Below are 6,559 nucleotides of genomic sequence, written 5' to 3'. Positions count from 1 at the left end.
GTGCGCCTGCGGACGGGGAGAACCGGCACGTCGACGCCTTGCGCCCGGTGGGCCTGCCGGTGCGCCCGGCACGGAGGGCGCCCGGTCCCGGTCCGGGCCGCCGTGCGGGCTCTGCCGGGGATGCCGTCGGCCAGACGGGGCGTTCGGGCCCTCGGGGGCGGCGAGGTTGCCCCGCGCTGCGGCCCCGCCGAGGGATGCCGCGGGAATGGCGGCCGCCCGCTGCCTCCCCTTGGTGGGGAGGCAGCGGGCGGGCGGTTCTGCCCGGCGGGCGCCGGATGTCAGTCGTCGGACGGGCGGCGGTGCTTGCCGTGCGGCGGCTGCGACTTGTCGGCCTCTTCGGCGGAGGCAGGGCCGCGATGGCGGCCCGCCGCGCTGTCGGACGCGTGGTCGGGCATGTTTGATTCGGACATGTGCGGTCTCCCCGTGATCCCCAGTGACGGTGCCGCCGTTCCCGCTGAACGACGAGCCGGCTTACGCCGGAAACGCGCGAGAAGGGTGAACCCACGTTCCTCGTGCGCCAGTTGGCGACGGTCACGTTGGGTACCCGGGTGCGCGATGTCCGGTGATTCTACTGATGCCCCCAGCGCCGCGAGCACCGACCCCGCGCGGCGTGTCGAACGTCTTTCCGGCGATTCCGGTCCCTCTGTCCGCGGCGCGGCGGGGCCGTCTCCCGCAGGCGCGCCACTGGCCACCGCGGGGCCCGGCAGACCCGAGTTTGACGCCGGGAACACCCGGAACGACCGGGTGGCGGTGGGCAGTTGGAATCCCGGGCCCGCCGGGACCGACTCGGCCATCCGCGTCACCGGGCCCGCGCGCCGGCCAACGGCGCTTGTTGCAGCGGGAGTACGGCCGGGATGCGGCGGGCCGGGGAAGCGGCGGGACTGGGCGGGCAGACGCCGGGCTCCCTGACGAGGCGGGGCGCCGGGTCTGCCTCGCCGGGCGCGTCCGGCCGCGCCTGCGGACCGCTCCCGGCCGGTGCCGGACCGGCCGCCGGCAGGGTTGCCGCCACCACCTCGGCGCCGACAACCGTATCGAGGTCGCCGCCGGCCTCCCCGCCGATCTCCTCCGCTGCCTCCGCCTCCGGCTCGACGCCCGCCTCCGCGGCCGGCGGCTCGTACCTGATCAGCCCGCACGGCCAGTCCGGCAGCGCGTAGGGCAGCCGCAGCTCGCCGCCCGGCGGCCAGCACGCCGTCGGGCCGAGCCAGCCGCGCGGGGTGGCGCGCCAGTGCAGCTGTCGCCCGCCCGGCCGCCACAGCGCGAGCGACTGCGCGCCACCGGGAACCTCGGCCCGCAACGCGACCACGACCGCCTCCGGGGAGAGGATCTGGCCGGGTTGGGCGACCAGTGGGGTGAACAGCGCGCCCGGCACCTGCAGCGCGTCGGGGAAGCGGACGGGATGCCGGCTGCCCAGCACCCCCCAGCCGATCCGCGCCTCGCCGGTCGCGTCGCTGCGCAGCATCAGCAGTCCGCTGTCAGGTTCGGCCAGCAGCAGCCGGTCGTCGCTGTCCTCGGTGAGCTGCAGCAGCGGGCTGATCGCACCGGTGGTCAGGTCGGCGGCCACCGCTTTGGTCCGGCCGTCCAGCTCCCGGTCCAGCGCGAGCAGCCGTCCGGTGCGGTCCAGCCAGACCCCGCCCGTGCAGCGGCCCGGCACCTCCATGACCCGGACCGGCGGTTCGTCCGCCGCACCGTGACCGTGCACCTGCCAGACCGCGGTGACGCCCTCGTCGTGGACCAGCGCGAAGGCGGCGCCCGGGACGGGGCCCGGCGGCAGCAGCTTCACCTCGGCGCCGGCCAGGGAGCACAGCGGCAGCTCACCGGTACCGGGGCCGGTCGGGTAGAGCAGCGCGAAGGCGTGCCGGTCGGCGACCTGCCGCCGTACCAGGACCCGGCCGTCGCCCAGCGGCAGCACCTGGGTGGCCGGCTCCTCGGACCGGCCGCCGGGCAGCGGCACCGCGTACGGCTCCGGTCCGCCGAGCGTCCAGCGCTCCACGAACCACCGGCCCGCGCCGGACTCGGCGTCCTCCCCGGTCGTCGGGCCCGCCGATGTCCCCACTGCCGTCCCCGCCGCCGACCCCGCTTCCGCCTGTGCGAGGCATGCCGCGTAGGACCCGTCGGCGGCGATCGTGAAGCCCGACCGCCGCCGTATCCGGGCCGTCGGGGGGATGTCCGAGGCGATGTCCACGACACTGACGTTCATAGGTTTGTCCACCTCCGCGCTACGACCGTAGATTTCGTAGCTGCGGACGATCAACGCGAAGGCGGGCGGTTCACCCGTAAGGGTGTCAGTTCCGGTAATTCCGTCGCCGCGCCGGGGCAGGTGTGCACCGGGCTGCCACCCGGATGCCGCCCATCCCGGCGGCCCCGGCGAGCCGGGTAACCTTCCTTACGTGCCCGCGTCCGCTCCTGTGCCCTCCGCGCCCGGCTCACCCGCCCCGCCGCGCCCCTCCGCCCCGCCCACCGTGTCCGACGTCACCGCCGCGCTGGACGCCCTCTGGCCGCCGGAGCTGGCCGAGTCCTGGGACGCCGTGGGCCTGGTCTGCGGCGACCCGGCCGCCCCGGTGTCCCGGGTGCTGTTCGCCGTCGACCCGGTGCAGGAGGTGGTGGACGAGGCGGTACGGATCGGCGCCGACCTGCTCGTCACCCACCACCCGCTCTACCTGCGCGGAACGACCACGGTCGCGCCCACCGGCCCGGCCGGCTTCAAGGGCAGGGTCGTGCACGACCTGATCCGGCACGGCGTCGCCCTGCTGGTGGCGCACACCAACGCCGACCGCGCCGACCCCGGTGTCTCCGACGCGCTGGCGGCCGCCCTCGACCTGCGGGTCACCGGCCCGCTGGTGCCCGACCCGACCGACCCCGCCGGGCGCCGCGGCCTCGGCCGGCTCTGCGAGCCGCTCGTCCCGCTGACGCTGGCCGCCTTCGTCGAACAGGCCGCGCGCGGCCTGCCGCGTACCGCCGCCGGACTGCGGATCGCCGGCGACCCCGCGACCCCGGTCCGCAGCGTCGCGGTCTGCGGCGGCTCCGGGGACAGCCTCTTCGCCGAGGTGCGCGCGGCCGGTGTCGATGTCTTCCTCACCGCCGACCTGCGCCACCACCCGGCCTCCGAAGCCCGGCAGGCGGGCGCGCCCGTCCTGGTCGACGCCGCCCACTGGGCCACCGAGTGGCCCTGGTGCGAGCAGGCGGCCGGGCAGCTCGACGAGATCTCCGACCGGCACGGCTGGGCGCTGCGCACCCATGTCTCCGGCGCGGTCACCGATCCCTGGACCGCGCAGGCACCCTCTACCCACGTCCCTTCCAGCTCAGGAGCCCCCCGCTGAACGCCGAGCCCGCCGACCAGATCCGACTCCTCGAAGTCCAGGCCCTCGACTCGCGTATCGCGCAGCTGGACCACAAGCGCAAGAACCTGCCCGAGCACGCCGAACTGGAACGGCTCGCCGCCGACCTGACCCAGCTGCGCGACCTGCTGGTCGCGGCCAGGACCGAGGAGAGCGACACCGCGCGCGAGCAGACCAAGGCCGAGCAGGACGTCGACCTGGTCCGGCAGCGCGCGGTCCGCGACCAGCAGCGGATGGACGCCGGCGTGCTGACCTCCCCCCGGGACCTGGAGAACCTCCAGCGCGAGCTGGCCTCGCTCGCCAAGCGCCAGTCCGACCTGGAGGACGTCGTCCTGGAGGTCATGGAGCGCCGTGAGAACGCCCAGGAGCGCGCCACCGAGTTCACCGGCCGGGTGGAGTCCCTGGAGGCGAAGGTCGCCGAGGCCGAACAGCGCAAGTCGAGCGTGCTGGAGGGCCTTGACGCCCAGGGCTTCACCATCGCCAAGGAGCGCGAGACGCTCGCCGCCGGCATCCCCGGCGACCTGCTGAAGCTCTACGACAAGCTGCGCTCCCAGCAGGGCGGCATCGGGGCGGCCCGCCTCTACCAGAAGCGCTGCGAGGGCTGCCGCCTCGAACTCAACATCACCGAGCTGAACGAGGTGCGCGCCGCGCCCTCGAACACGGTGGTGCGGTGCGAGAACTGCCGCCGCATCCTGGTGCGCACCTCGGACTCCGGGCTGTAGGCCGCGTTGGCCGCGCCCACTGAGGACGCCACGACGCTGCTGCTGCTCCGGCACGGGGAGACGCCGCTGACCGCGCAGAAGCGGTTCTCCGGGAGCGGGGGTGACGATCCCGCGCTGTCCGTCGGCGGCCGCTGGCAGGCATCCCGGGTGGCCAACGCCCTGGTGACGCACGGCAAGGTGGACGCGGTGGTCAGCTCGCCGCTGACCCGCTGCCGCGAGACGGCCGGCGCGGTCGCCGCCCGGCTCGGCGTCGAGGTCACCGTCCACCAGGACCTGCGCGAGACGGACTTCGGCAGCTGGGACGGCCTCACCTTCGACGAGGTGCGGTCCGGCTTCCCGGCCGAGATGACCGCCTGGCTGGCCTCGCCGTCCGTCGCCCCGCCGGGCGGCGAGAGCTTCGCCGACGTCGGCACCCGGGTCAGCCGCGCACTGGCCGATCTGCTCGCCGGCTACGCCGGCCGTACGGTGCTGGTCGTCAGCCATGTGACGCCGATCAAGACGCTGGTACGGCTCGCGCTGGGGGCGCCGGCCGAAGCCCTGTTCCGCATGCACCTGGATCCGGCGGCGCTGTCGGTGATCGCCTACTACGCCGACGGGAACGCGTCGGTGCGCTCCTGGAACGACACCGCGCACCTGCGGCCCTGAACGCGGTGAGTTCGCCGGCCCGCCGCAGCGGGCCGAGCCGGCGGCCCGCCCGGTGAACGGGTGGGCCGGACCGGTCAGCCGGCCGCCGCGCCCAACGCGGCGGCGGCCCGGGCCAGTTCGCTGATCTCGTCCCAGGCGTGCTCCCGGACGGCCCGCTGCGGGACCATCCAGCTGCCGCCGACGCACGGGACGTTGGGCAGCGCCAGGTACTCCGGCGCGTTGGCCGCGTCGATCCCGCCGGTGGGGCAGAAGCGGGCACGGGGGAGCGGGGAGGCGAGCGCGCGCAGGTAGGCCGCGCCGCCGGCCGCCTCGGCGGGGAAGAACTTCAGGTCGGTGACGCCGCGTTCGAGCAGCGCCAGGGTCTCGGACGCGGTGGAGACGCCCGGCAGGAAGGGCAGCCCGGAGCCGAGCATCGCCGCCAGCAGCCGGTCGGTCCAGCCCGGACTGATCAGGAAGCGGGCCCCGGCGGCGCCGGCCGATCCGACCTGGTCGGGGGTGAGGACGGTGCCGGCGCCGACCAGCACGTCCGGCAGGTCGCGGGCGATCGCCCGGATCGCGTCCAGCGCGGCGGGCGTCCGCAGCGTGATCTCGACGACCGGCAGGCCGCCGTCGGCCAGCGCCCGGGCCAGCGGCACCGCGTCGGCCGCGTCCTGCAGGACGACGACGGGGATGACGGGGGCCAGGCCGAGCACGGAATTCATACGGTCATCCTGTCGGGCGCCCCCCGCTGGCTGCAACGGTCGTTGCAGGGGCTGCAACTGCCCTGGCCGGGGGCTCGGCGAGCCTGCGGGGGCGGCGCGCCCGCAGGCGCCGGACGCTAGTGGATCTCCCGCACCAGCACGTCCAGTCGGCCTCCCGGGCCCTCCTCCACCGTGAAGTCCAGGTCCCGCAGCGCCTCCGCCAATGCCGCCGGGGTGGCCGGGCGTGCGCCCGAGGTGAGCAGGGCGCGGACCAGGCGGCCCTTGGTCGCCTTGTTGAAGTGGCTGACCACTGCCCGCCGCTCCACGCCGCCCACCACCGTCACCTGGAGCACCCGGACGGTGGCCGTACGCCCGGCCTGCTCCCCGCGCGGCTTCCAGGCCGCCGCGTAGGCGGAAGAACGCAGGTCCAGCACGAGGCCGCCGCCCGCCGCCTCGGGCAGCACCCGCTCCATGAAGGGCTTCCAGTACGCGGCCAGGCCGCCCGCGCCCGGCAGCCGTACCCCCATCGAGCAGCGGTAGGCGGGGATCCGGTCGGTGAGCCGGACCGCGCCCCACAGGCCGGAGAAGACCAGCAGGGACTGCCGGGCGCGGCGGCGGGCGGCGGCCTCCAGGGTGGACAGGCCGAGCGCGTCGTAGAGCACGCCGGTGTAGAGCTCGCCGGCCGGCAGGGTGGGGGCGGTACGCAGCGCGGCGTTCTTGCCGACCTCGCCGCGCAGCCCCGGGCTGAGCCCCAGCACGTCGGCGGCCTTCCCGGCGTCGGCGGCACACAGCTCGACCACCTCGTCCACCAGCGCCGCCCGCGCCTCGGTCAGCCCCGGCAGCGACAGCGCGTCGAGCGCGAGCGGACGGCCCCGCACCGCGGTGGCCTTCCCCTCCGACGGCGGCAACAGCACGAGCACGGCGTTTCTCCTCCCAGAGAGCTCAGCCCCCACCACGGCCCCCCGCCGCCACGCTCGCCCGCGGCGACAGCAAACCCCCAGCAGCCTACGTCCCACCGCGGCCGCCCCGATTCGCCTCCGGCGGGGGCGGGGTGGTCGGTGCCGTTGCCGGCCACCGGCCGGGTGGGGTGGTTCGTGTCGTTGCCGGGCCACCGGCCGGTGTGTGGCTGAGCGCGCCGTTCCTCGCGCCCCTTGGGGGCGGCACCTTGCCGGGGGGC

At 75.9% G+C, this 6,559-nt stretch carries 7 protein-coding genes; 3 read left to right on the top strand and 4 right to left on the bottom strand.

The window, feature by feature from the left end:
- Window positions 1–278 precede the first annotated feature (278 nt).
- Complete coding sequence (locus tag GA0115240_RS38910) at window positions 279–410, bottom strand: hypothetical protein (RefSeq protein ID WP_256070133.1); 132 nt, start codon at window positions 408–410, stop codon at window positions 279–281.
- A 389-nt stretch (window positions 411–799) separates the two neighbouring features.
- Window positions 800–2,197: a hypothetical protein gene (locus GA0115240_RS32080; protein WP_093742231.1), complete on the bottom strand. Its 1,398-nt coding sequence runs from the start codon at window positions 2,195–2,197 to the stop codon at window positions 800–802.
- A 262-nt stretch (window positions 2,198–2,459) separates the two neighbouring features.
- Here GA0115240_RS32080 and GA0115240_RS32075 point away from each other — a divergent pair, with 262 nt between their 5' ends.
- Genes GA0115240_RS32075 through GA0115240_RS32065 form a run of 3 tightly spaced genes read left to right on the top strand, consistent with a single transcriptional unit; the run spans window position 2,460 to window position 4,702 of the window.
- Complete coding sequence (locus GA0115240_RS32075; protein WP_256070132.1) at window positions 2,460–3,317, top strand: Nif3-like dinuclear metal center hexameric protein; 858 nt, start codon at window positions 2,460–2,462, stop codon at window positions 3,315–3,317.
- Complete coding sequence (locus tag GA0115240_RS32070) at window positions 3,314–4,057, top strand: zinc ribbon domain-containing protein (protein ID WP_202451951.1); 744 nt, start codon at window positions 3,314–3,316, stop codon at window positions 4,055–4,057. Before GA0115240_RS32075 ends, GA0115240_RS32070 begins: the two co-directional genes overlap by 4 nt.
- A gap of 6 nt (window positions 4,058–4,063) precedes the next feature.
- Window positions 4,064–4,702, top strand: a complete 639-nt coding sequence (locus GA0115240_RS32065; RefSeq protein WP_093742227.1) for a histidine phosphatase family protein — start codon at window positions 4,064–4,066, stop codon at window positions 4,700–4,702.
- A 74-nt stretch (window positions 4,703–4,776) separates the two neighbouring features.
- On the opposite strand, the gene eda is transcribed toward GA0115240_RS32065, so the two are convergent.
- Together eda and yaaA are read right to left on the bottom strand one after the other, a co-directional pair.
- Complete coding sequence (gene eda / locus GA0115240_RS32060) at window positions 4,777–5,403, bottom strand: bifunctional 4-hydroxy-2-oxoglutarate aldolase/2-dehydro-3-deoxy-phosphogluconate aldolase (RefSeq protein WP_093742225.1); 627 nt, start codon at window positions 5,401–5,403, stop codon at window positions 4,777–4,779.
- A 116-nt stretch (window positions 5,404–5,519) separates the two neighbouring features.
- On the bottom strand, window positions 5,520–6,302 hold the full coding sequence (yaaA, locus tag GA0115240_RS32055) for a peroxide stress protein YaaA (protein ID WP_093742222.1): 783 nt from the start codon (window positions 6,300–6,302) through the stop codon (window positions 5,520–5,522).
- Window positions 6,303–6,559: the final 257 nt, after the last annotated feature.

It is taken from the genome of Streptomyces sp. DvalAA-14 (assembly GCF_900091855.1).
In the GTDB taxonomy this organism is placed as follows: domain Bacteria; phylum Actinomycetota; class Actinomycetes; order Streptomycetales; family Streptomycetaceae; genus Actinacidiphila.
This window is presented reverse-complemented; position numbering and strand designations above follow the sequence as displayed.

Bases quoted from the DNA above. Each gene is read 5' to 3' on its own strand.
- GA0115240_RS38910 (WP_256070133.1), bottom strand. From the start codon at position 410: ATGTCCGAATCAAACATGCCCGACCACGCGTCCGACAGCGCGGCGGGC.
- GA0115240_RS32080 (WP_093742231.1), bottom strand. From the start codon at position 2,197: ATGAACGTCAGTGTCGTGGACATCGCCTCGGACATCCCCCCGACGGCC.
- eda (WP_093742225.1), bottom strand. From the start codon at position 5,403: ATGAATTCCGTGCTCGGCCTGGCCCCCGTCATCCCCGTCGTCGTCCTG.